21 protein-coding genes are annotated in these 23,139 nt (G+C 63.0%); 13 read left to right on the top strand and 8 right to left on the bottom strand.

Annotation, left to right across the window (positions count from 1 at the left end; genetic code table 11):
- Nucleotides 1-18 precede the first annotated feature (18 nt).
- The 6 genes from HY962_03860 (at nucleotide 19) to HY962_03835 (ending at nucleotide 6,938) form a co-directional block, all read left to right on the top strand.
- A complete protein-coding gene (locus HY962_03860) occupies nucleotides 19-2,205 on the top strand; it encodes a bi-domain-containing oxidoreductase (protein ID MBI5646043.1) in 2,187 nt (728 codons plus the stop codon).
- A gap of 25 nt (nucleotides 2,206-2,230) precedes the next feature.
- A complete protein-coding gene (gene uppP, locus HY962_03855) occupies nucleotides 2,231-3,052 on the top strand; it encodes an undecaprenyl-diphosphatase UppP (protein MBI5646042.1) in 822 nt (273 codons plus the stop codon).
- A gap of 15 nt (nucleotides 3,053-3,067) precedes the next feature.
- The gene (gene holA, locus HY962_03850) at nucleotides 3,068-4,135 is read left to right on the top strand and encodes a DNA polymerase III subunit delta (GenBank protein ID MBI5646041.1); all 1,068 of its coding nucleotides are present in this window, start codon (nucleotides 3,068-3,070) and stop codon (nucleotides 4,133-4,135) included.
- Between the two features lie 81 nt (nucleotides 4,136-4,216).
- Nucleotides 4,217-4,795, top strand: a complete 579-nt coding sequence (locus tag HY962_03845) for a sigma-70 family RNA polymerase sigma factor (protein ID MBI5646040.1) — start codon at nucleotides 4,217-4,219, stop codon at nucleotides 4,793-4,795.
- A gap of 9 nt (nucleotides 4,796-4,804) precedes the next feature.
- Nucleotides 4,805-5,623, top strand: a complete 819-nt coding sequence (locus HY962_03840; protein MBI5646039.1) for a hypothetical protein — start codon at nucleotides 4,805-4,807, stop codon at nucleotides 5,621-5,623.
- A 10-nt stretch (nucleotides 5,624-5,633) separates the two neighbouring features.
- A complete protein-coding gene (locus HY962_03835) occupies nucleotides 5,634-6,938 on the top strand; it encodes a replication-associated recombination protein A (GenBank protein MBI5646038.1) in 1,305 nt (434 codons plus the stop codon).
- On the opposite strand, the gene radC is transcribed toward HY962_03835, so the two are convergent.
- From radC to efp, 8 genes are all read right to left on the bottom strand, one after another.
- Nucleotides 6,933-7,625: a DNA repair protein RadC gene (gene radC / locus HY962_03830; protein ID MBI5646037.1), complete on the bottom strand. Its 693-nt coding sequence runs from the start codon at nucleotides 7,623-7,625 to the stop codon at nucleotides 6,933-6,935. The two genes, HY962_03835 and radC, sit on opposite strands and share 6 nt — an antisense overlap.
- 27 nt (nucleotides 7,626-7,652) lie before the next feature.
- On the bottom strand, nucleotides 7,653-9,401 hold the full coding sequence (locus HY962_03825) for an ABC transporter substrate-binding protein (protein ID MBI5646036.1): 1,749 nt from the start codon (nucleotides 9,399-9,401) through the stop codon (nucleotides 7,653-7,655).
- A gap of 2 nt (nucleotides 9,402-9,403) precedes the next feature.
- Nucleotides 9,404-10,276 (bottom strand): tetratricopeptide repeat protein, encoded by an 873-nt coding sequence (locus HY962_03820; GenBank protein ID MBI5646035.1) that lies wholly within the window; start codon nucleotides 10,274-10,276, stop codon nucleotides 9,404-9,406.
- Between the two features lie 7 nt (nucleotides 10,277-10,283).
- On the bottom strand, nucleotides 10,284-11,828 hold the full coding sequence (guaA, locus tag HY962_03815; GenBank protein MBI5646034.1) for a glutamine-hydrolyzing GMP synthase: 1,545 nt from the start codon (nucleotides 11,826-11,828) through the stop codon (nucleotides 10,284-10,286).
- Between the two features lie 121 nt (nucleotides 11,829-11,949).
- Nucleotides 11,950-12,327, bottom strand: a complete 378-nt coding sequence (gcvH, locus tag HY962_03810) for a glycine cleavage system protein GcvH (protein MBI5646033.1) — start codon at nucleotides 12,325-12,327, stop codon at nucleotides 11,950-11,952.
- A gap of 44 nt (nucleotides 12,328-12,371) precedes the next feature.
- Complete coding sequence (gene accC / locus HY962_03805) at nucleotides 12,372-13,712, bottom strand: acetyl-CoA carboxylase biotin carboxylase subunit (protein MBI5646032.1); 1,341 nt, start codon at nucleotides 13,710-13,712, stop codon at nucleotides 12,372-12,374.
- Between the two features lie 50 nt (nucleotides 13,713-13,762).
- Nucleotides 13,763-14,251, bottom strand: a complete 489-nt coding sequence (gene accB / locus HY962_03800; GenBank protein ID MBI5646031.1) for an acetyl-CoA carboxylase biotin carboxyl carrier protein — start codon at nucleotides 14,249-14,251, stop codon at nucleotides 13,763-13,765.
- Between the two features lie 33 nt (nucleotides 14,252-14,284).
- Nucleotides 14,285-14,845, bottom strand: coding sequence for an elongation factor P (gene efp, locus HY962_03795; GenBank protein ID MBI5646030.1), 561 nt, complete (start codon nucleotides 14,843-14,845; stop codon nucleotides 14,285-14,287).
- Nucleotides 14,846-15,093: 248 nt separating this feature from the next.
- Between efp and HY962_03790 the strand changes: the two genes are divergently transcribed.
- From HY962_03790 to HY962_03760, 7 genes are all read left to right on the top strand, one after another.
- Entirely contained in the window at nucleotides 15,094-16,113 is a 1,020-nt protein-coding gene (locus HY962_03790) for a hypothetical protein (protein ID MBI5646029.1), read from the top strand.
- A gap of 8 nt (nucleotides 16,114-16,121) precedes the next feature.
- Nucleotides 16,122-16,994 (top strand): hypothetical protein, encoded by an 873-nt coding sequence (locus tag HY962_03785; GenBank protein MBI5646028.1) that lies wholly within the window; start codon nucleotides 16,122-16,124, stop codon nucleotides 16,992-16,994.
- Nucleotides 16,995-17,004: 10 nt separating this feature from the next.
- Entirely contained in the window at nucleotides 17,005-18,009 is a 1,005-nt protein-coding gene (locus HY962_03780) for a GNAT family N-acetyltransferase (protein ID MBI5646027.1), read from the top strand.
- Nucleotides 18,009-20,069: a hypothetical protein gene (locus tag HY962_03775; GenBank protein ID MBI5646026.1), complete on the top strand. Its 2,061-nt coding sequence runs from the start codon at nucleotides 18,009-18,011 to the stop codon at nucleotides 20,067-20,069. The genes HY962_03780 and HY962_03775 overlap by 1 nt, the downstream gene beginning before the upstream one ends.
- A 124-nt stretch (nucleotides 20,070-20,193) precedes the next feature.
- Nucleotides 20,194-21,384, top strand: coding sequence for a PLP-dependent transferase (locus HY962_03770; GenBank protein MBI5646025.1), 1,191 nt, complete (start codon nucleotides 20,194-20,196; stop codon nucleotides 21,382-21,384).
- 126 nt (nucleotides 21,385-21,510) lie between these two features.
- The gene (gene rpsU, locus HY962_03765) at nucleotides 21,511-21,705 is read left to right on the top strand and encodes a 30S ribosomal protein S21 (GenBank protein ID MBI5646024.1); all 195 of its coding nucleotides are present in this window, start codon (nucleotides 21,511-21,513) and stop codon (nucleotides 21,703-21,705) included.
- 102 nt (nucleotides 21,706-21,807) lie between these two features.
- Nucleotides 21,808-23,133: a DUF4921 family protein gene (locus HY962_03760; protein MBI5646023.1), complete on the top strand. Its 1,326-nt coding sequence runs from the start codon at nucleotides 21,808-21,810 to the stop codon at nucleotides 23,131-23,133.
- The last annotated feature ends 6 nt before the right edge of the window (nucleotides 23,134-23,139 follow it).

Genomic DNA, 23,139 nt, shown 5'->3' with positions numbered 1-23,139 from the left:
AATCCGTAGTTTTCCGCGATGAAACAGATCGCACAAAACAAGCGGACAGGCCAGATGGACGTGGCTTCCGTGCCCCCTCCGGCACTGAGACGCGGCATGGTGCTCGTGAAAAATTATTTCTCCGTGATCAGCGCGGGGACGGAAAAAACAACAATCGATTCCCGCAAATCGTCGATGGTGCAGCGCGCGCGCAGCCAGCCCGACGAGGTGCGCAAAGTGGTGGACGAAGTGCGCCGCACCGGACTTCTGACCACCTACAAGCGCATCATGTCGAAGCTCGACAGCGCGGCGCCGCTCGGATACAGCAGCGCCGGCGTGGTGCTGGCGGTGGACGAGTGGGTGCGCGACATCGAGATCGGCGACCGCGTCTCCTGCGCCGGCGCCGAATTTGCGCATCACAGCGACATCGTTGTCGTGCCGCGGAATCTCGTCGCAAAAATTCCTCCGACCGTGTCGATGGAATCGGCCGCGTATTCGACCATCGCTGCCATCGCGCTGCAGGGCGTGCGTCAGGCCGAGCCCACGCTGGGCGAAACCGTCGTCGTCATCGGCCTCGGGCTGCTCGGCCAGTTCACCGTGCAGTTCCTCGCGGCGAACGGATGCACCGTCATCGGCATCGACATCGATCCCGTCGTGATCGACCTCGCAAAATCCTCGGGCGCGGCGGCGGCGTATCACCGGCACAACGACCCGGTCGAAGCCCTGGTGGCCTCACACACGCGCGGCCACGGCGCCGATTCGGTGATCATCACCGCGGGCACGCACGACAACGATCCGATGGTGCTCGCCGGCAAAATCACCCGCGAACGCGGACGCATCGTCCTCGTCGGCGCCACGCCGCTGGATCTGCCCCGCTCCCCCGCCTATCAGAAGGAGCTCGACGTCCGCATGTCGCGCTCCTACGGTCCGGGCCGCTACGACGCCGACTACGAACTCGACGGTCTCGACTACCCTATCGGATATGTGCGCTGGACCGAAAACCGCAACATGCAGGCCTATCTCGATCTGCTCGAAAACAAACGGGTCAGCACCGAGCGGCTCACCACGCACCGCTTCCCGGTGGACCGCGCCCTCGACGCGTACGCGCTGATCGAGGGCGAAAAGCGCGAGCCGTACATCGGCATCGTCCTCACATATGACGACCTCGCCCCCGAGGAGCTGGCGGCCGTGCAAAATGCGGGTAAATCCGATCCACATATCCAGATTTCCCAGCGGCGCGAATCGCTGACCATCGGCTTCATCGGCGCGGGCAACTTCGCCAGCGGCTACCTGCTCCCCCACCTCAAGGAGGCCGAGGGTGTGACACTCGACACGGTCTGCAACCGGTCGGGCCTCACGAGCGCCGACATGGCCACAAAATTCGGCTTCCGCAATCACAGCACAAATCCCGACGAGATCTTCCACAACGAACGCATCGGCACCGTCTTCATCGCCACGCGCCACGGCGATCATGCGGAGCTCGCACGCCGCGCGCTCGAACGCGGGCAGCACGTGTTTGTCGAGAAACCCCTCGCCCTCAACGAGGCGCAGCTCGCGACACTCGAGCCGCTGCTGGCCTCCGCCGGCAGCAGCAACGGGCACCTTCAGTTGCTCGTCGGATTCAACCGCCGCTTCGCGCCTCTCGTGCGCGACATGAAATCGTTTTTTGCGAGCGCGAAGGAACCCTCGGTGATTCACTACTACGTGAATGCCGGCTTCCTGCCCGCCGATCACTGGACGCACGACCCCATCGACGGGGGCGGCCGCATTGTCGGCGAGGTCTGCCACTTCATCGACACCATACAGTTTCTCACCGGTTCCGCTCCCGCGCGTGTACACGCTGAACGAATCGCGTCCGAGAGCGAGGCCGTCACGAACTGCGACACGCTCAACATCACGATGCGTATGAGTGACGGCTCCCTGGGCATCATCACCTACGTGTCCAACGGCGACAACGGGGTTCCGAAAGAGCGCATCACCATGTCCAATGCCGGCTCCACGGCCGTGCTCAACAACTTCATGTCGCTCGAACTGTACCGCGGCGGAAAACGCGAGGTGAAAAAAAGCTCCGGCGACAAGGGACATCGCGACGAAGTGCGCAGCTTCCTGCAGGCGATACGCAACAGGAGCGGGAGTGTGATCCCGGTCGAGAGTCTCATCGCGACGACACGCGCCACCTTCCGCATTCTCGATTCCCTGCAATGGAACGAGATCGTCACGCTGTGACCCGACGCGGCGATCCGAGGCGGACATGAGCATCATCGAGGCCATAGTGCTCGGCACCGTGCAGGGCCTTACCGAATTTCTGCCCGTGAGCAGCACGGCCCACCTGCGCGTCGTGCCCGCTCTGCTCGGCTGGCCGGATCCGGGCGCGCCCTTCACCGCCGTCACACAGATCGGGACGCTCGCCGCGGTACTCGTCGCCTTCCGCGCCGATCTCGGCCGGCTGCTCGCCGCTGGTCTGCGCGAGACACTGCGCGGCAAACCCTTCGCGACGCGCGATTCCGCGATGGCATGGTGGATCGTGTTCGGCACACTTCCCATCGCCGTGTGCGGACTCGTGTTCAAGGACCTTATCGAAACCACATTCCGCTCGCTCTACGTGATCTCCGCGAGTCTGGTAATTCTGTCACTGCTCCTCGTCGCGGCCGAACGTGTCTCCAAACGCGCGCGGGGCGAGGCGGATCTGACGCTGCTCGACACGATGCTCATCGGTGTTGCGCAGGCGGTCGCGCTCATTCCAGGCGCGTCACGTTCCGGCACCACCATCACGGCGGGTCTTTTCCTCAACATGAAACGCGAGTCCGCCGCGGCGTTCTCCTTTCTCCTCAGCGTGCCCGCCGTGGCTCTCAGCGGTGTGTACCAACTCTACAAACTGCGCGAAACACTCGTCTCGGAATTCGGAGTGGCGCTGCTTGTGGCAACCGTCGTCTCGGGGGTGGTGGGTTTTCTGGCAATCGAGTTTCTGCTCCGCTATCTCCGCACACACAGCACCTACGTCTTTGTTGTGTATCGCATCGTACTCGCGGGTGTGCTGCTTGCGCTTCTGTCGGCCGGCATTGTGCACCCCTGATCGGAGCCCGCAACCATGTCGCCCGGTGAATTAAAGAACCACATCGACAGGCGCCACTTTGCGGGGGTCTATTACCTGTACGGGGTCGACGACTTCCTGATCGAGCGCGACATGCGCAAACTGGCCGACGCGGCCATCGGTGATGGCGACCGTTCATTCAACTACACGGTGTTCTACGGCACAGAGTGCTCGGCCGCCGAGGTGGTGAACACGGCGAACGCATTTCCGTTCATGGCGGAAAAACGTGTAGTTGTGGTGCGCAACGCGGTGAAACTGCTTCCGGAGCCCGCTCTGGCCGCATATGTGCAGAATCCCTCGCCGGATACGGTTCTGATACTCACCGCGGAGACGCTTCCCCGCTCCGCAAAGAAAAAAAGCGACGGGAAAAAATCGGGTCCGGCCTTTGATGTTGTGGCCTACCTGAAAGACCCAAAAAACGTGTTCAAGGCCGATGTCACGCTCGAGTACAAGGAACTCAAGGAGCCAGGCGCGGCCGACATAGTGCGCCAGGAACTCGCGCGGCTCGGGCACGATGCCTCGGCCGGCGCAATAGGTGTGCTGCTGGCCTTGAAAGGCCTGCACACGCGCACGCTTGTTGGTGAATGCGAAAAACTCCATGCCGCGGTCGCGGGAAGGCGCGTTGTGACCGAGTCCGACGTGCTCACCTTTGTGGGTGCGTCCCCGTCCTCGAACATGTTTGCGGTGTGGGACCGGCTCTGTGAGCGCAATCTTCCCGCCGCTGAAAAGACCGCTCTCGGGTATCTGGAAACCGGCAGCGCCACGGCCCTGATCGGCTATCTGGCAAAGCAGTACTCCATGATTTGGCAGATCCCCCTCAATTCCGGTAATACAAACGACGAGGCCGAAGCCCGGGCACTCGGCGTCAATTCGACGTATTACTACCAGCAATTGAAGAAAGTGCGCGGGTCGGTAAAAAATGACTTCGAATTCGAAAAAATATTTGGATATCTTCTTGCGGCCGATCTGGAATTAAAATCGCGCGGCAGCGAAAAATCGGCATTGGAGCGTATGGTGATTCCGCGCCTGCTGTACCAGATCATTGTCGAAGCTAGGCACGTTTGAAAAAACAGCAAGATGACCCTATCCCGGGAACAACTTTCGATTGCAAGCGTAGAAGTAGTAGACCCGGCAACTGACGCCCCCGTGAATCTGAGAAGCGCCTCCGACGAGGATCTCGCGCGCCTGCTTCAAGCTGATCGGAAAGACGCGCTGGTGGAGCTGATGCGACGGTTCAAGGACCCCCTGATGTCGTACATCTTCCGGTATATCGGATCGATGAACGTTGCGCAGGATGTCCTTCAGGAAGTTTTCATCCGTATGTATCAGAAACGCGACACGTACAAATCATGCGCACGATTTTCAACCTGGCTGTTCACGATCGCAGGCAATTACTGCCGAAGCGAGTTGCGTCGGCCCTGGACGCGCTTCTCGCGACCGCTGACCTGGAAACCCGACGCGGGGGACGAGGAGTACCTCCCGCTTGTCGATGGGGAACCCATGCCCGACCGTGTCGCCGACAACGCATTCAAGTATCGATACATTCAAAAAGCACTGGTACAACTCCCGCCCAACTATCGCGAGGCAGTGATCCTCTGCGACGTGCAGGAATTCTCCTACGAAGAAATCGCCGAAATCACAGGTGTGTCAGAAGGCACGGTGAAATCGCGTATCTTCCGTGGTCGAACGATGTTACGCGATCTATTGAAAGATATTTATGACTAGGAGCCGCGTATGAAATCTCCAGGACCGAGTCAGGAATTGGATCCGCACACGGGACGCGATCTGGATCCGATGCTGCGGGATCTGAAATCCCTGCCGATGGTGAGCCCCTCGGCCGATTTCGAGCAGAGTGTACTGGATCGTCTTGCGGCGGAACCGGACGCTGGACGGCGCGGAGGGAAACGCTTCGTTTTTCAGGAATTCCTTTTCAAGGGCAGCCGTCTCGGTGTGCTTTCCGGATCACTTGCAGTGGTATTTCTCCTCATTCTCGGGATCCGTTTCCTGCAGTCGCCGGAAACACGTCATGCCGCACCGGATCTGCACACCACCCCGCAGTTTGTGCCCTCTCCGCCGACGTCGGTTCCACAAACTCCCGTGGCACCGGAACGCGAAGCACAGCCGCGGCAGAACGAGGGCGCGATCAACGGCATTTCACCGCAGCTCAAGAGAAACGTGCCCCCCGCTCAGTACCAATTCCTGTATCGCAGCGACAACACCCCGGGAGGACACGGAGCAGGAAGCGGTGAAGCCGACGCGCCCAACCCCTCGTCCGCGAATCCGACGGAAGCGGAGGATGCGCTGAAAGACGTTAAAGCAAACATATCCGATAAGGCCGACCAGGCCGCTCCCGCCGCCGAAAGGTCCGAAAAAATGCGGGAGACGCAGCCAAGCAGCACCGATGAGTCGCGGCAGCGCACCGCCGTCGGTGGCGCCGTGGAATTCAAGAATGAATACACCCCCGTTCAGGGCAAAGACTCCGGCCTTCTAAAAACCACCGACAGCACCCGCGCCGCAAAACGCGCCGCAGACACACAGCGCGTCGGCAAGTAGGAAACGGGAGATGAGTTCGTGGCCTGAGACATCCATACCGCTGGCGGAGCGACAGCGGCCCAGGACACTCGACAGCTACGTGGGCCAGGTTCACCTTCTCGGGCCGGGCAAACCGCTGCGCAGCATGTACGAGCGCGGTCGTGTGGTGAGCATGATTCTGTGGGGACCGCCCGGATCGGGAAAAACGACACTCGCGCGCATCCTTGCGGAGCGCGTGAAAGCGCATTTCCATCAAATCAGCGCCGTGTCCTCTGGTGTCAAGGATATCCGTGCCATTATCGACACTGCCCGCAACGCCGCCACCGCCGAGGAGGGCGCTGGGACGATACTCTTCATCGACGAGATACATCGCTTCAGCAAATCCCAGCAAGACGCGCTCCTGCAAGCAGTTGAGCAAGGCGATATCACACTTATCGGTGCCACGACTGAGAATCCATCATTTGAAGTCATCGGTCCGCTCCGGTCACGGGCAAAAACGTTTGTGCTGCAGCCGCTCACGCCCGAGGACCTGGCCACCGTCCTGCAGCGCGCCATTGAATCCGATCCTTATCTGTCCTCGCTCGAGATAGTCCTGGATGACCCGGGCATGCTGATCGCCTACAGCGGAGGGGACGCGCGGGCGCTGCTCAACGGGCTGGAAATGTGCTGCCTGCTCGCCGAGCAGGACGGGCGTGTACATGTCACGAAACAGGTGCTCGAGGAGGCCTTTCAACGCGCCTTTGCCAAGTACGACAAGGGCGGCGAAGAACATTACAACATCATTTCGGCCTTCATCAAATCGGTGCGCGGCAGCGATCCCGATGCGGCGATCTACTGGATGGCGCGCATGTTGAACGGCGGCGAGGATCCTCTGTTCATCGCGCGGCGGCTCATCATTCTTGCCTCCGAGGACATCGGCAATGCCGAGCCGAACGCCCTGCTGCTGGCCACCTCGTGTTTTCAGGCGGTTCATGCCATCGGCATGCCCGAGGCGCGCATCGTTCTCGCGCAGACCGCCGCCTATCTCGCCTGCGCTCCGAAGAGCAACGCCGCGTACACGGCCATCGACGCGGCCATGAGTGACGCCGCCACAAAGCCGCCCTACGATGTGCCGCTGCATCTGCGCAACGCGCCGACCACGTTTATGAAAAAAATCGGCTACGGCGCCGGCTATAATTATCCGCACGAATACCCCGGCCATTTTGTGGCAGAGAATTATCTGCCGGAGGAGTTGCGCGACACGGTGTATTACAATCCCGTGGATTCGGGACGCGAAGCGACTCTGCGCGAGCGCTTGAACTCCCTGTGGCCGGGACGCCGCGACAAGAAGTCATAACCAGCCGTTCTCGGCGAAGCTCACGTAACTGCTGCCGCAGATAATGACGTGATCACGGACGGGTATGTCCATGAGGCGCCCGGCTTCGACCAGTTGTTTTGTGATGGCATGATCCTCGCGGCTGGGCGTGCGCACGCCGCTCGGGTGATTGTGCAGGAGAATGACAGCGCTCGCCAGCTCCGTCACCGCCGCGTGAAACACCTCGCGCGGATGCACGATGCTCGCGTTCACCGAGCCCTCCGAAATCACCTTCTCCTTGATGACGCGGCCCGCGTTGTCGAGCAGCAGCGCGATAAAACGTTCACGCGGCAGATCACGCATGCGCGGCACATACATGTGCGCGACGTCCTCCGGTCCGGCGATGGCGTCGCCCGCATCGATGCGGAGCGAGGCGTGACGCCGCCCTATCTCGAACACCGCGTGTATGATGGCCGCGCGGGCGGAGCCAATACCCGGGTGTTCGCGGAGTTCGAGCACGGGTCGGCGGGAGAGTTCGCGGAAATCCCCGTAGGTCGCGAGCAGCGCGCGCCCCAGATCGACGGCCGTCCGGCCGTGACCGCCGGTCTGGAACACGATCGCGAGCAGCTCGGCGTCGGACAGTGCTTCCGGTCCGCGCTCGAGCAGTTTTTCTCGCGGCCTTTCGTTGCGAGGCCACGATGGAATGGAACGTGTGTCTTTGTCCGGCATCGGTCTCCCCCTTGCCGGCGCGGACCGCTACTCGTCGGGTACCGTCGCGATGCGCACCACCTTGCCGCGTTCAAATGCCATGACATTGATGCCCATGTTCACGTTCTGGTCCCGCAGATCGATGGGTGACCGCAGTCCGAGGAAATTCGTGCGCATGCGGATCAGGATGTCGTCGCGCAGCAGCGAACCACCGGACATGGCACTGAGAAAAAACCGCGCCGCATCATAGCCGAATACCGCGCTGCGCGAAGGTTCGCGCCGCGTCTCGCCACGATACGCGTAGAAGAAATCCCGGTATTGCGAGAATCCCGGATTTACGGCGTAGTCGGACTCGAAGATGATGGTCATGTCGGGTGTCGCGTACCGCTCGAGCAGTTCAGGGTGGTTCCAGTCGCCGGCGCCGAGCAGCACAGCCCTGCATCCGGATTGTTTGTATGCAGCGAGAACGGACAACAGATCGTCCGTCGAGGCAACGGGAGCAAAGAGCACCACGGTGGAATCGGGGCGCCCGATCTTCTCCGTCACAGTCTTATACTGCGCTCGGAAGTCTTTTGTTCCCGACGCATACCAGGAAACGACGGAGATGTCGAGTCCCAGCGCGCGTCCCGTCTCGACAAAACGTTCGGCGATAGGACGCGCGAATCCTTCGAGCGGGGCGAGCACGGCGTAGCGCGCGCGGGGGAAGGTGCGCGCCGCATGCCGCGCCAACAACGAGCCGCGGGCGGCAAAGGGCGTGTTGAGCTGGATGATGTTGGGCGAGACGGTCACGAGATCCGCCGCCGTGGCGGCGGGGATGATACACGGGATGCCCGTGCCGCGGGCGGCGCGCGCGATGATTGCTGCGTCGGCGCTGAACATGCCGCCGATGATGCCTACCACGCGCCGGTCTCCGCGCAGCGTGTGGAAATACCCGTCGAGCGTGTCGAATGCCGCGCTCGGCGGGTGTACGGCGCGCACCGGCAGTCCTCCGCGCGCATGGTGTATACGAAAGGCCGTCAGGATGCCCGCGTCCATATCGCGCAGCATCGCCGCCTCGCCGCTTGAGTCGGCGGGTTCGGGCAGCGCGACAGCAACGATAAGCGAGTCGCCCGGTTCGGCGAGCCGGTAATGCACCTGCTCGAGCAGTTCCGCGAAGCGGCGCGAGAGCGGCGTGCGCGGAATGTGCAGCAATGCGAGACGCGCGTTCGACGCCCTTCCGTTCATCGCCTCCAGATCCGCCCAGCGCAGTATTGCCAGCGAGGCGATTTCCGGATTCGCCGTGAGAATCATCGCGTGCAGATCGGCCCACTCCACACCGCCGATGACGGCCGAATCGACCTGCGTCTCTATGTACCGCCGCAGCCCCGGATCGGTGGCCGCCGCGTGTGCATCCAAAAATGCGCGCAGCGCGGTGCAATGATCTCCGAGTCGCGCGGCCGCCTCCCCGAGAAGGAGCACGGCCTCGGCCGCGTAGCTGCTCTTCGGGAACCGCCTTTCAAATTCGAGAAGAATCGCGCGCGCGCGTCCGGTGTTTCCCGCAAGAAACCAGGCCCGCGCCGCCATGATGCAGGCGGCGGTCGAACGGACGTGCGGCGGTTCGGCCGCGCAAATCCAATCGAATTCATTTCCGGCATCGACGTACTCGTGCTGCTCGAAATGTACGAGGGCCGCGCGAAACGCTGCTTCCACACGCTGACGGACCGCATCCTCGTCCTGCGCATGCGCGCGCGGACCGGGCAGCAGGCAGAGAAGGACCGCCACCGCGGCGGCTGCGACGCATCCCCTGCGCCCGCGCATGGCTAGCGCCCCGTGGACGAAAGCAGGCGCACGTGTTCGAGCGCCACAACATTGGTCGGATCGATCTCGAGGGCCTTCGAAAAAAACGTGATGGCCTTCTCGCGGTCGGCCTTCAGAAGCGCGAGCGCTCCAAGACTGTTCAGCACCGCGGGCGCGTCGGGCGAGAGCTGATAGGCCGCGCGGAGCTGCTGTTCCGCGTCGGAGATGCGGCGCAGTTGCATGAGGGCTCCCGCGCTGGCGCAGAGCAGATCGATGTCGTCGGGCTGCGCGCGGAGCGCCGCGGCAAAAGCCAGCGCGGCGCGTTCCCAGTCGTGCTGCGCGCCGTGCGCGATGCCCAGCAGATGCAGCGCCTTCCAATCGGCCGGTTGTTCCTTCGCGTGTTTCCGCAGTATCTTTTCCGCCTGCTCGGGTCGCCCGATGGTGATCAGCACCTCGGCGTGCAGCAGCCGTATGCCCGCGCCGGCCGGATCCAACTCCTGCGCGCGCGCAAAGTGTCGCTCGGAGGTCACAAAATCACCGCGGCGGTACGCGATGACACCCATGGTCACATGCGCCTGCGGCACGCGGAACGGGACGAGCTGCTCGAAATAAAAGAGCGCCTTGTCCAGATCTTCGTGCTTGTAGAAGAGTGTGCCAAGCGCGAGGAGCACGTCCTGTTTCGGCGCGTCCAACGCCAGCAGTTTCAGCAGCACCCGCTCCGCGGCGTGCACGTTGCCCATCTCGCCGTACACCGCGGCCAGGCGCAGATGGAACTCGAGCGTCTCGGGCGCCTCGGCGATGAGGCGCTGGTAATACTGCGCCGCCTCGAGCCAGAGCTGATGGTCCTCGCAGTACTGCGCCTTGTCGAGAAAATGCGAGATGCGGTGTTCATTCATCGCGCGATTACTCCCATTCGATGGTCGCTGGAGGTTTGGAACTGATGTCGTACACGACGCGGTTGACGCCGCGGACGTCGTTGATGATGCGGTTCGAGATACGCTCGAGAATGTCGTACGGGATCCGCGCCCAGTCGGCGGTCATGCCGTCGACGCTGGTGACGGCGCGCAGCGCCACGGTGAACTCGTACGTGCGCGAGTCGCCCATCACGCCCACCGACTGCACGGGGAGCAGCACGGCGAAGGCCTGCCAGATGTTGTCGTATTCCCCCGCCGCCGTGATCTCGTCAAGGAACACCTCGTCGACGTCTCGCAGAATACGCAGACGCTCCTCGGTGATGTCGCCGATGATGCGTATCGCGAGGCCGGGTCCGGGGAAGGGATGGCGGTTGATCATCGACGTCGGCATGCCGAGTTCGACGCCGACGCGGCGCACTTCGTCCTTGAAAAGCTCGCGGAACGGCTCGACGAGTTTCAGGCGCATGCGTTCGGGAAGTCCGCCCACATTGTGATGCGATTTGATGGTGGCCGACGGCCCCTTGAAACTCACCGATTCGATGACGTCGGGATACAGCGTGCCCTGCGCGAGCCAGGCGGCGTCGCGCCATTCGGCCGCCTCGGTCTCGAACACGTCGATGAACGTGGCGCCGATGATCTTCCGCTTTTTCTCGGGATCGGTGACGCCGCGCAGGCGTTCGAGAAAGAGCGCGCTCGCGTCGACATGTTTGAGCGGAATGTGGAACACGTCGCGGAAGGCGGAGACGACAGTCGCGCTCTCGTCCTTGCGCATGACGCCGTTGTCGATGTGTATGCAGCGCAGTCGCTCGCCGAGCGCGCGGTGCAGCAGCACGGCGGCGACGGCCGAATCCACTCCTCCGCTGAGGCCGCAGATCACGTCGCCCTCGCCGACGGAGGCGCGGATGTCGCTGATGCTCTGCTCGATGAACGAGCGCGGCGACCAGCCGCCCTCGCAGCCGCAGATGCGGGTGAGGAAGTTGCCCAGCACCTGTGTGCCGTGCTGGCTGTGCACGACCTCGGGATGGAACTGTACGCCGTAATGCCGTCTGGCCGCGTTGCGGATGGCGCAGATCGGCGCGTTGTCGGTGTGCGCGATGCTCTCATATCCCGCCGGGATGCGCGAGAGCGAGTCGCCGTGGCTCATCCACACGCGCGAGCGCTGCGGAATGCCGTGGAAAAGATCGTCGGTCGCGTCGTCGATTACGAGCTCGGCCTTGCCGAATTCGCGCCGCGCCGCGGGGTCGACGCTGCCGTCAAAATGTGACGCCATGAGCTGCAGCCCGTAACAGATGCCGAGCACGGGCACCCCGGTCTCGAATACCGCGCGGTCCACGTTCGGCGCGCCGTCCTCGTACACGCTGCTGGGTCCGCCCGACAGGATGATGCCGCGGGGCGGCGAGGCGAGGATTTTTGCGGGCGCGGAGTGCGGCGGGTGTATTTCGGAATACACGCCGAGTTCGCGGACGCGCCGCGCGATGAGCTGCGTGTACTGCGAACCGAAATCTATGACACAGATCCACTCGTGGTGGTGCATCGATCCTCCAATGATGGATGTGCCGGATACGAATATCCGAAATCAGGGGGTGGGTCCGGAAACAGCGGAGGCAGGGTAAGGCGCAACACCGTTCCCTGCCTCCAGAAGCGCACGGCCGGTGTTATTTGCCGATTTTGGCCTTGTAGTCGTCCACCGAGAGAAGCGAGCCGAGTTCCGCGGCGTTCTCGATGCTCATCTTCACCATCCAGCCCTCGCCGTAGGGATCGCTGTTGACGGATTCGGGCGCGCCCTCGAGTCCCGGATTGATCTCGGTGATCGTGCCCGACACGGGCGCGACGAGATCCGACACCGTCTTCACGGCTTCGATCGAACCGAAGGATTCACCCATGGCGACACGGCGCTTTTCGGGGATGTCGACAAACACCACGTCGCCAAGTTCGCCGGCTGCAAATGCCGTGATGCCGACCGTGGCGATGTCGCCCTCGACCTTGACCCATTCGTGCGTGTCGGTGTACTTGAGATCGACCGGGAATTCCATAATGTGCTCCTGTGCGAGATGAAAGAAATGGAAGACGCTCTGAATTACAGCGACACGTCGTGCGTGTCGAGGAAATGCGTGTCGAAGACACCCGAGCGGAACGCCTCGTGGCGCATCACCGCGCGGTGAAACGGTATGGTGGTTTTGACGCCCTCGATCACGAACTCGTCGAGCGCGCCCGCCATGCGGCGAATGGCCTCCTCGCGCGTGTCGGCATGCACGATGAGTTTCGCGATCAGTGAATCGTAGTGCGAGGGGATAGCGTAGCCCTGGTACGCGTGTGAATCGACGCGGACGCCATAGCCGCTCGGCTGATGCCAGCTCACGATGCGGCCCGGCGAGGGACGGAAATCGTGCGCGGGATCCTCGGCGTTGATGCGGCATTCGATCGCGTGGCCGTTCGGGCGGAACACGATGTGTTCGACACTCTCGCCGGCGGCGACGCGGATCTGCTCGCGGACGATGTCGAGGCCTGCCACCTGCTCGGTGACGGGGTGTTCGACCTGCACGCGTGTGTTCATCTCCATGAAATAAAAACGCCCGTCCCCGTCGAGAAGAAACTCGATGGTGCCCGCGCCCTCGTAGTTGATGCTCTTTGCCGCGGCCACCGCGGCGTCGCCCAGCTTGCGGCGCAGGGCCTCGTCCACCGCGGGCGAGGGCGATTCCTCGATCAGTTTTTGATGACGGCGCTGTATCGAGCAGTCGCGCTCGCCGAGATGCACTACGTTGCCGTGCTGGTCGCCCAGGATCTGTATCTCGATGTGCCGCGGACTCTCGATGTACTTCTCGATGTAGAGGTCGCCGTTGCCGAACGACTTCTCGGCCTCGGCCTTCGCCATCAGGAAGTGTTTCTCGAAACTCTCGTGGTCGCGCACGATGCGCATGCCCTTGCCGCCGCCGCCCGCCGACGCCTTGATGATGATCGGGAACGGGATGTGATCGACGATGGCCACGGCCTGCTCGAGCGAATCCACCACGCCGTCGCTGCCGGGCACCGTGGGCACCTGGGCGCGCTGCACCGTGCTCTTCGCGAGGGACTTGTTGCCCATCGCGTGAATCATGTCGGGCGAGGGTCCGATGAACTTGATGCCCGAATCGTGACAGATCTCAGAAAAGCTCGCGTTCTCGGCAAGGAAACCATAGCCGGGATGAATGGCTTCGGCGCCGGTGATCTCGGCGGCCGCCATCACGCGCGGGATGTTCAGATAACTCTCGCGCGAGGCGGGCGGACCGATACACACCGCCTCGTCGGCGAAACGCACGTGCAACGAGTCCTCGTCGGCGGTCGAGTACACGGCCACCGTCTTGATGCCCATCTCGCGGCAGCTTCGGATGACTCGAAGGGCGATTTCACCCCGGTTGGCGATCAGGATTTTGGAGAACACGGGCAACCTTTCCGGAATCAGGTGAGCGGGACGCGCAGGCCTGCCGGCGCTCACGCGCTCAGGTCCAGAACCACGAGCGGTTGATTGTATTCGACGGCCTGGCCGTTCTCGACGAGGATTTTCACGACCTTGCCGCCGCGTTCGGATTCGATTTCGTTCATGATCTTCATCGCCTCGATGATGCCGACCACGGCGCCGGATGCGATGGACTGCCCCACCTGCACATACGGATCTGCATCAGGGGCGGGCGCGCGATAGAAGGTGCCGACGATGGGCGATACGACGGTGTACAGCGACGCGTCGTCCTTCGCGGGGGCGGGTGCCGCCGCGGGTGCCGGTGCCGCCTGAGCCGCGGGCGCGGCCGGCGGAGCGTGCTGCGGCATGGGCATTTGCGGATACGGCATGAAGGAGACGGGAGTCTCGTCCGCGGCACGTCCGCGCGTGACACGCACACGCGCGCCGCTTTCCTCGATCTCCAGCTCCTCGATATCGGAGTCGGTGACGAGCTTGATCAGTTTCCGGATGTATTGGATATCCATTGTCGGCTCCGATGGCATGTGTGTGGCTCGGGTTTACTTCACACGTTCGAGATAGGCGCCCGTGCGCGTGTCGATCTTGAGCATTTCGCCCTCGTCGATAAAGAGCGGCACGTTCACCACGGCGCCCGTCGAGACCACGGCGCGTTTTGTGCCGCCCGTGGCGGTATCGCCGCGCAGACCCGGATCGGTTTCTGTCACCTGCAGTTCCACCGTGATCGGCAGCTCGCCCTCGATCGGCGTCTCGCCGTCGAGAGCAATTTCGCAGATCTCCCCTTCTTTGAGGAAACGGACGGAATCACCGAACAACTCGCGCGAGACGTGAATCTGGTCGTAGGTCTCCTGATCCATAAAACACAGGTCTTCACCTTCGGGATACAGGAATTGGAACTTGCGGCGTTCGACGCGGACGATGTCCACAGTCTCGCCCGGACGGAAACGGTTCTCGAACGCGGAACCCGTGCGGAGATTCTTGAGCTTGGCCTGCACCATCGCCTGGCCCTTACCGGGCTTGTGATGCCTCCACTCGACGATCTGGTGCAGATCGCCGTTAAAACGAATAATGAGGCCATTCCTGAAGTCTGTGGTCGAACCCATACATTCCTGCAAAAATCATTGAAAAAACTACTTATATCATGGTAAATGTACGGGATATCCCCTCCGAAAGCAACAACGGCGCCCTGTCCGTGCGCCGTGCAGGCGACGGGCAAGCGACTTCCGCATCGTCGGGAAAAACCGTACTTTTCGTGTTCATGTTTTGCCGGCCGGGAACACCGCGCGGCCTGCGGACCGTCTCCGCCGCCGCGCACCCATCCCCCGCTCACGACTATCAGAGATTCCTCCCTATGATACCGCTCCGCACAAGCCGCATCGACCCCGGGCGCCACACCCGCCACGCGTGGGTGCTGGTGATCTGCCTCGCCGCGGCTGCCGCGATGCTCCCCTCCTGCGGCGGGAAGCGCGAGATCGCGCCCGAGGAACGCGGCACCCCGAACACGCCGCCGCCCGAACTGGTCCAGTACCGCGAAGCCCGCGGCGCCTTTCTGCAGTGGATGAAGTGTTTCGGCCGGCCCGACCTCGCGGCAGATGCGTACACGCTGCTCACGGCACGGACCCGCGCCGCCCTGCGCACCGCGGGTGTCGCGGACGCGAAGGCTTACGCCGCGTGGCTCGGCGAGCGCCAGGCGCGCGCGGAGACGCCCTTCTATTTCACGTTCTCGGGCATCGACATCCTCGACATCGACCTGCGCGACTCGACACGCGCCATCGTCACCGCTAGTTTTGTAGCCGACGTGCCGGGCCGGCAGATTGAGAGTATCGGATCCTTTTTTCTGCTTCGTGAACGCGGCGCGTGGAAGGTGCCCTTCGGCGACGATGGCACCTGGCAGCGCTCGTGGTGGCAGCACGACGGCAAGTTCTCGACCCTGAAACGCGGCGAAGGCATGGCGCGGCTCAACGCCTCGTCGCTCGGGCTCGACTTGCTGTATCCTCTGACCTGGGACGCGGCCGACAAGCGGACCTTCCGCGTGCCGGGCGAGACGGCGCCGCAGACAGGTGTCGAACTCAGCTACCTGAATCCGGGAACGATGGACCGCGAGGCCGTGGTCCGTGTGTGGATCCCCGAACTGCCGCCGCTCACCGAGCTGCCCGCCGCGCAGGACTCGTCGCGCTTCGTCGTGCTCCGCAAGGAGGACGTCATGTTTACCGACGGCGCGGCGCTTGCGGGGCGCGTGTACACTCTGGCCGACACAAAGACCGGCCAGGTCGTGAAGATGTTCGGCGGAGTCAATCAGGCGCTCGGCACACTCGCAAACTATCAGTCCGTCCTTACCCTCATACTCGAATCCATCACACCACAACCCTGACACCTATCATGCTTCTCCGCACCACACTTCTCCTCTGTCTGTTCGCCACCCTCCTTCCCTCCTGCGGACGGACGCAGAACGCCGACCCGAACAGCGGCGCCGCGGCGCAGACGGCCCGCGACACAAGCGGCACGGCCGCGCGTCTGCAAAACCTGCAGAAGGTGCTCAACACGGTGCGGGAATCCATGAACTCCACGAAGGACACCGTCGAGGCCGACCGACTCGCCAACGCGGCTTACGCCACGACCAAGGTGCTCGCCACACTCGCACGCGCGTGGGATCTCGACGGAAGCTGGAAACAGATCATCGACGGGAAGGAGCAGGAGTTCATTCGCGAGGACGCGACACGCGCGGGCCGCAGCGGGAAAATCGTCAACGGCATGCTCGGCGTGCATGATATGTTCCAGACCATGTACGGCATGCGCTACGCGAACCGCGCTGACAGGATGCTGACTCTCGACACCATGAGCAGCACGATTCAGCGTCTGATGAAGGAACGCGCCGACGGCGCCACCCTGCTGGGGCAGCTCGCCGACGACTGTTTCCATCTCTCGAAGGCCGTGTTTCTGGATCTCGACAAGGATAGCGTCTTCGCGGGACACATCGACCAGGTGGACCAAGTGTACGCCGAGGGCCGCGGCGCGGCAGAGACGGGCGAGGACCTCTTCCTCAACGGCATGTACCGCACCTTTGAAGTGTGCCAGGTCTGGGCCTTCTCGCTCGACGTGACAAAGCGCAACCAGGTGAAGCAGATATACTCGAGCATGATCTCGCGCACCTCGGCGCGCGAGGGCATCGGCCATCAGATGGCGACGGCGATGGAACACTTCTACCGCATCGTCGACTACATCGCGGCGACCATCATCGCGTCCGGTCGCTGAGGTCCGCGCGGTGCCGTCCGCTCGCGTAGTTCGACTCGCGCCCGCCGAGGCGCAGTCGTGGGACGCTCTCGCGTCCACGCAGCCCCTGGGCGGCTGTTTCGCGAGCCGCGCCTGGCTCGGGCACATCGAGCGCGCTTTCGGATACACGGCGATGCTGCTTGCCGCCGAGGATAACGGACGCTTCCTCGCGGGCGCGGTGCTGCTGCTCCGCCGCCGCGGTCCCTTCATGATATCGCCGCCCGCGCCCATTTCGCTGTATGGCGGATTGCTGCTCGATCCGGCGGTCGCCGCCGCCGACACTCGCGAAGCGGTCGCCCTCGCATCGGCCGTTCTTGCCGAAGCAGGCAAGGTCTGCCACTTCGCGCACCTGTCCGTCCGCGAGGAGCCCTGGGCGCGCGCGGCGCTCGAGCAGCGGCACTGGTCGCTTCGCGCGCAGGAGACCCTGCATGTCGCCATCGCGGATCCCGCCCGTGCGCGCGCTGCGTACAGTCCGTCGCTGCGCAGGCATATACGCAAGGCCGGGAAACGCGGAGTGTGTCGCGACCGCGACGCGGCGGTCGGCACCGTGCTCGACCTGCATCTGCGCAGTTATGAACGGCACGGCAGCGCGCCGCCCTTTCCGCGCGCGCTCCTCGAACGATGGCTGGACGGGCTTGTGCAGGATGGACTCGTGGACATTCATTGCGCACGCAGCGCCGAGGGCGCTCCCGCGGCCGCGCGTGTGGTGATTCCGTTTAACGGCACGGTGTACGATTGGATTGCGGGAGCCGATCTGTCGCTCGGCGACCTGTCGGCCTCGCATTGGCTGGTGGATCAACTCGTCGAGGAATACGCGGAGTGTGGGATGACAACGTTCGACTTCATGGGCGCGAACACGCCGGGGATATCGGATTTTAAACAACTCTTCGGCGGGACACGTGTGCCGTACATCGCGGCCGTGCAGTACCGGAACACAATGGTGCGCGTCGCGGAGGCGCTGCGCAACACGACGCGCAGAAGACGGGGAGGATGGTGATGCCACGACGTGTGATGACTTGCGTGATAGTGCTGCTTGCCGGCATTGCTGCGGCGGCGCAGGCGCAGGAGCAGGCGCCCGACAGCGCACGCGCCGCGGCGCTGACGCATGATGAAGCCCCGGCGCCCGAGCGCGTGATGCTGGGCGCGGATTCGCTTGCGCTCTTCGAGCGCCGCGGCGCGGCCGAGGCGCTGCGCCGTCTGCCCGGCATGCGGGTGTGGGAACTGGGCTCACCGGGGCAGCCCGTGTGGGCGGGCGCGTTCGCAGCGACGCCGTATCAGGGTGCGCTGCTGCGCGACGGCGCCACGCTGCGTGATCCGGTTACAGGTTTTTCGGATCCGTATCTCCTTTCCATTGACGAAACGCGCCGCATCGTGTCCTGGCCCGCGCATCAGGCGCTGTGGCTGGCGGGTCCAGGCGTCCTGAGCGCCGTCGAACTGGAATCGCCCGACAGCGCGGCGCCACAGCCCGTGACGCGACTCATACACAGCGAGGGATCCTACGATCATCTGTTCACCGACGTGCAATTCGCCATGGATCCGCGCGAGGGCGACCGTCTGCGCCTCGGCGCGACGCGGCGCACCACGGGCAGCAACGACTATCAAAACACCGCGCGTTTCCCCTTCACCCGCGCGGAGAGCTGGGATCTGCGCGGCAGGTACGAGCTGCGCCTCTCACCCTCTGTGCTGCTGACACTCTCCGACTACTACAACGACCACATCGTGTACATGAACGGCGGCATGGCCACGCCGCTCGCCGGCACAATGTTCTTCCCGCTGTATCCGGGAGAGGACAACAACGACTTTGCCTCATCGGCCTTCGATCCCATCTTCGCCGAACTCGTCAATCCCACGATTCGCACACGCGTGACACGCAACGAGGCGGCACTCGGCGCAGTGCTGCAATGGGACGAAGGCCGGCACGAGACGCGCCTGACGCTGACGCACACGAGCAACAGACGCGAGTTTTCGGACCGGCTTGCCATCACCATACCGCTGTACGACAGCACAGGCGCGTGGACAAGCGATAGCGCGGCCACACTGCGCCACGACCTGGCCCGCACCTGGAATGTGACCGAACTTCGCGCGAATCACAGTTCGCAGCTTCCGTGGGCCACGCTGCACCTGCGCGGTGCCGCGGGTTTGCTGACGCACGACGGATGGGCCTCCGCTTCCGATGAGGTCCTCACCGCGCGGCTCGGCGCCCTGCTCGAGGTGCCTCTCGGCTTCACGCGGCTCTCCCTGTTCGGCAGCGCGGATAAGCAGGCCGCGGGTGGCGGAGTCGGCGCGGGTGCCACACTCGTCTTCCCCTCCGACATCGTGTCTCAGTGGTGCGGTGTCTCCGTCGCGCGGCGTGCCTCCACCATCTTCGAACGTGCGCTGGACGCGCATCCGCTACTTTCGTATCGCGATCCCGGGCGTGAGGAGAACGAGACCCTGCTCGTGGGTGAAGCGGGTCTGCGCGCGGGCGGACGCGTCTTCGAAACCGACCTGCGGCTGCACGCGCGCACCGTGCGCAGTCCCTACGGCATTCATGTGTCCGAAGCGGGAGGAATATTCCTGCCCGTGGTCACGTACGGTGCGCGGACCGTCCGCGTATTCGGCGCCGCGCTGCAGACGCGTCTCACCGTCCACCAGTTTGTGTGGGAGAATCATTTCGACGCCATCACCAACGACCAGGCCGGCGACGAGGCGCGTGTGGCGTCGACCCCCGTGTGGAGCAACGACGCCGAGATTTACTATCGCGGCATCATCATCGACGGCACGCTGCGCGTGAAGGCGGGCGCGGGGCTCACCTGGCGCAGCGCCTTTGCACCGGCACTGTTCGATCCCTCTACGGGCGCGTTCTCGACGCCGTACCATACAGGACGCACATCGGGCGCCGCAACATTCACCGACACGTACACCGCGCGGCTCTTTCTTTTTGCCACAATCAAGGACGCCGCGACGCTGCATGTCGTGTGGGACAACATCACCGACACACAGAGTGTCACAACCGGTTTCCATCCCATGCCGGGCGGCGAATTGCGCTTCGGCGTGGACTGGCTGCTCTTCGACTGAGTCCGCGATTTTGTCGCGCAGCCCCCGGTGGCTATTTTAGGAATTCCCCCGCGCGGGACGCTTCCGCCCTGCGTTCGTATTGCCCCCCACCCATTCCTTTTCGCAGTCCCTCAAGGAGAATCCCGTGGAATCGGATCGTAGACTCGCCCTCGACACACTCGCCGTTCATGCAGGAATTTATGAAGACGTTTTCGGCGCCGTTGTTCCGCCGATATATCAGACGTCCACCTTCAAGTTCCGTAACGCCGAACACGGCGCGCAGCTTTTCAGCGGCGAGGGCGACGGCTACATTTACACGCGCATGCGCAATCCCACCGTCGAGGCCATGGAAGACGCCGTGGCCGCGCTCGAGGGCGGCGCGAAGGCACTGGGCTGCGGCAGCGGCATGGCGGCCATCCACACCGCGCTGGTCGCGCTGCTGTCGTCGGGCGACCATGTCGTGTGCAGCGAATCCGTCTACGGCGCAACCGCCACGATACTCAGCACCATCGGCGCGAAGTTCAACGTCGGCGTCACCTTTGTCGACACTGCCAATCTTGCCGCCATCGAGGCGGCGATGCAGCCGAACACACGCGTCGTTTTTGTCGAGACGCCGGGCAATCCCACACTCGTCATCAGCGACATCGCGGGAGCCGCAGCCATCGCGCACGCGCACGGCGCGACGCTGGTGGTGGACAACACGTTCATGAGCCCCGTGCTCCAGCGTCCCTTCGAACTGGGCGCCGATGTGATCGTGCACAGCATGACCAAATTCCTGAACGGCCACGCCGATGTGATCGGCGGCATCATCGTCGTAAAGGACATCGAGCGGTATCCCCTGTTCCGCAAGACTCTGAACCTCGTCGGCGGCGTGATCGATCCCTTCAACTCCTTCCTTGTGCACCGCGGACTCAAGACGCTTCCCATCCGCATGAAACGCCACAACGAAGTCGCGACCGCCGTGGCCACCTATCTCGACACACACCCGAAGGTGAAGTGGATGCTGTTCCCCGGTTTCCCGTCACATCCGCAGTACGACATCGCGCAGAGGCAGATGCGCGGACCGGGCGGCATGATCGCCTTCGAATTGAAGGGCGGACTCGAAGCGGGCCGCGTGCTGATGAATTCGGTGTCGCTCTGCGCCCTCGCAGTGAGTCTCGGCGGCGTCGAGACGCTGATCCAACATCCCGCCTCGATGACACACGCCACGATGACCAAGGAGCAGCGCGAACAGGCAAAGATCACCGACGGCCTCGTGCGGCTTTCGATCGGCATCGAGGATCCCGACGACATCATCGCCGACCTCGACCAGGCCCTCTCGCGGTGCGGCGGATAATAAGAAAACGTGGCTGCCGAAATCGACCCTTCGATTCGCGGGACTTGCGAGTTTCATCGAAAGTGAAGTATATTTGAGTTCGTGTTTTTCAACGCGTTTTTCACGCATTAAACAAAGGAGATGTTCTTGGTCGGTATCATTGTACAGGAAGGCGAACCCATCGATCGCGCGATCAAGCGGTTCAAGAAAAAATACGAGCGTTCCGGCGTCCTGAAAGAATTCAAGAAGCGGACCTATTTCACCAAGCCGTCGGTTAAGAAGCGCATGAAGAAGATGAAGGCGATCCGCCGTTCGAAGCGCACCGTCGAAGAGTCGGATTGATCCTTAACGGGAGCATCCCGGCCGTGTAACGCGGCCATCCCTGCCATTCGGCAATTTCGTACTACCCCAACACCACGTCTCCCGGAAGCTTGAGCGGCCGCGATGGATTACCATTTGTATTATTACACGATGGCCGACGGCACGGTGAAACAAGTCAATCCTTTCACCGGCACGGAGGTGTGGACCGTCTCCGAGCGCGGGAACCGCGTCCCCAGCGACACCCAGAAGGCGCCCGACGCGCAGCCGTTCACGCATCATCCGAGGGAGGATTATTGCGCGTTCTGTGAAAAGCGCATGCTCGAAACCGCGCCCGAAAAATCGCGCGTGGTGTTGCGCAACGGCGTCGCCACGACGCTGCGTCATGTGCTGCCCGACCAGTACTTCACCGAGACGCCGGTGCTGCGCCGCGTCCCGAACCTGTTCGAAATCGTCTCGATCAACTACTGGATCAAGAACTACGATTACCGGCTCTCGCCGATGAACGAACAGTGGAAGAAGCAGTACCTGGCTTCGCAGGAAGGCGTGCGCCACGTGCTCGACGTGCTCGATTACAAGTTTCGCCGATCCGGCCGCTGCGACGAGGAGATTTCGGCAATTCCGGTGGAGGAGAAACTTCAAATCGCGGACGCGTTTTTCGGCGGCTGCCACGAACTCATCATCGCCAATCCGCATTATCGCCGCGACGCGACCCTGTCCACCGATCTGTTTGCCACCGGCGACATGACCGACGAGGAGCATTTCCGATACTTCCTCTTCATCATCGACGCGATGTCGGACATCATCGCAAACAACCGCTATGTGCGGTATCTGAGCGTGTTCAAGAACTGGCTCAAACCCGCGGGCGCGTCGTTCGATCATCTGCACACGCAGATCGTGGCGCTTGACGAATGGGGCGAACGCATTCAGCGGCAGATCAAGATGATCGTGGAAGACAAAAACGTCTTCAACACCTACGGCCCCAACTTCGCGGCCATGCACAACCTGATCTTCGCCGAGAACGAACACGCGCTCGCGATGGTGGGCATCGGACACAGGTATCCGACCGTCGAGATCTACTCGAAGTCCGTGCACACACGTCCCTACGAACACACCGAGGACGAGGTGCGCGGCGTCAGCGACATCGTGCGCGCCTGCCACGCGGCCATCGGCAGCGACGTGTCGGTGAACGAGGAGTGGTACTACACGCCCATCGATTCCATCTTCCGCATGCCCTGGCACATCAACATCAAGCAGCGCATCAACGTGCCGGCCGGCTTCGAGGGCGGGACAAACATCTTCATCAATCCGCTGACGCCCATCGACCTGCGCGACCGCCTCGTGCCGCGCATGTACGACCTGCGCGCGGGCGGACGGATCAACGGCGCGATACGCATCGCCGAGGAATGCCGCGTGGTGCCGAATCCGCTGCAGTACTACCGGCACACCTGACGGGCG

Source organism: Ignavibacteriota bacterium (assembly GCA_016218045.1).
Classification (GTDB): Bacteria; Bacteroidota; Ignavibacteria; order SZUA-365; family SZUA-365; genus JACRFB01.
Note: the sequence above shows the minus strand (reverse complement) of the source record. Positions and strands in the feature narration are given on the sequence as shown.